Raw genomic sequence first — 1,320 nt, 5'->3', positions numbered from 1 at the left:
TGCAGAGAGCTCGAAACGTTCCGACGCTGTAGGATGTGGCTGCGGCCGATTAGGTAGACGGTGGGGTAACGGCCCACCGTGCCAGTAATCGGTACGGGTTGTGAGAGCAAGAGCCCGGAGACGGTATCTGAGACAAGATACCGGGCCCTACGGGGCGCAGCAGGCGCGAAACCTTTACACTGCACGCCAGTGCGATAAGGGGACTCCAGGTGCGAGGGCATATAGTCCTCGCTTTTCTGTACCGTAAGGTGGTACAGGAATAAGGGCTGGGCAAGACCGGTGCCAGCCGCCGCGGTAATACCGGCAGCCCAAGTGATGACCGCTATTATTGGGCCTAAAGCGTCCGTAGCTGGCCACACAAGTCCGTCGGGAAATCTCCTCGCCTAACGAGGAGGCGTCCGGTGGAAACTGTGTGGCTTGGGACCGGAAGATCCAGAGGGTACGTCCGGGGTAGGAGTGAAATCCTGTAATCCTGGACGGACCACCGGTGGCGAAAGCGCTCTGGAAAGACGGATCCGACGGTGAGGGACGAAAGCTCGGGTCACGAACCGGATTAGATACCCGGGTAGTCCGAGCTGTAAACGATGTCTGCTAGGTGTGCCACAGGCTACGAGCCTGTGGTGTGCCGTAGGGAAGCCGAGAAGCAGACCGCCTGGGAAGTACGTCCGCAAGGATGAAACTTAAAGGAATTGGCGGGGGAGCACTACAACCGGAGGAGCCTGCGGTTTAATTGGACTCAACGCCGGACATCTCACCAGCATCGACAACGTGCAGTGAAAGTCAGGTTGATGACCTTACTGGAGCCGTTGAGAGGAGGTGCATGGCCGCCGTCAGCTCGTACCGTGAGGCGTCCTGTTAAGTCAGGCAACGAGCGAGACCCACATCCCTAATTGCCAGCATGACCCTTGTGGTCGATGGGTACATTAGGGAGACTGCCAGTGCCAAACTGGAGGAAGGAATGGGCAACGGTAGGTCAGTATGCCCCGAATGTGCTGGGCGACACGCGGGCTACAATGGTCGAGACAGTGGGACGCTATCCCGAAAGGGAACGCTAATCTCCGAAACTCGATCGTAGTTCGGATTGAGGGCTGAAACTCGCCCTCATGAAGCTGGATTCGGTAGTAATCGCGCCTCAGAAGGGCGCGGTGAATACGTCCCTGCTCCTTGCACACACCGCCCGTCAAAGCACCCGAGTGGGGTCCGGATGAGGCCCGGTTACCGGGTCGAATCTGGGCTCCGCAAGGGGGCTTAAGTCGTAACAAGGTAGCCGTAGGGGAATCTGCGGCTGGATCACCTCCACAGACCGGGATCAGGCCGACG

The 1,320-nt window shown here is 58.8% G+C and carries 1 rRNA gene; it reads left to right on the top strand.

The features are described from left to right. Nucleotides 1-1,299, top strand: a 16S ribosomal RNA gene (locus AC6I6L_RS20660); the annotation flags it as partial. Nucleotides 1,300-1,320 lie beyond the last annotated feature (21 nt).

The sequence above is a fragment of the Halosolutus sp. DAT137 genome (assembly GCF_059736405.1).
The sequence above is the reverse complement of the archived record's forward strand: the minus strand, read 5'-3'. Positions and strand labels throughout refer to the sequence as shown.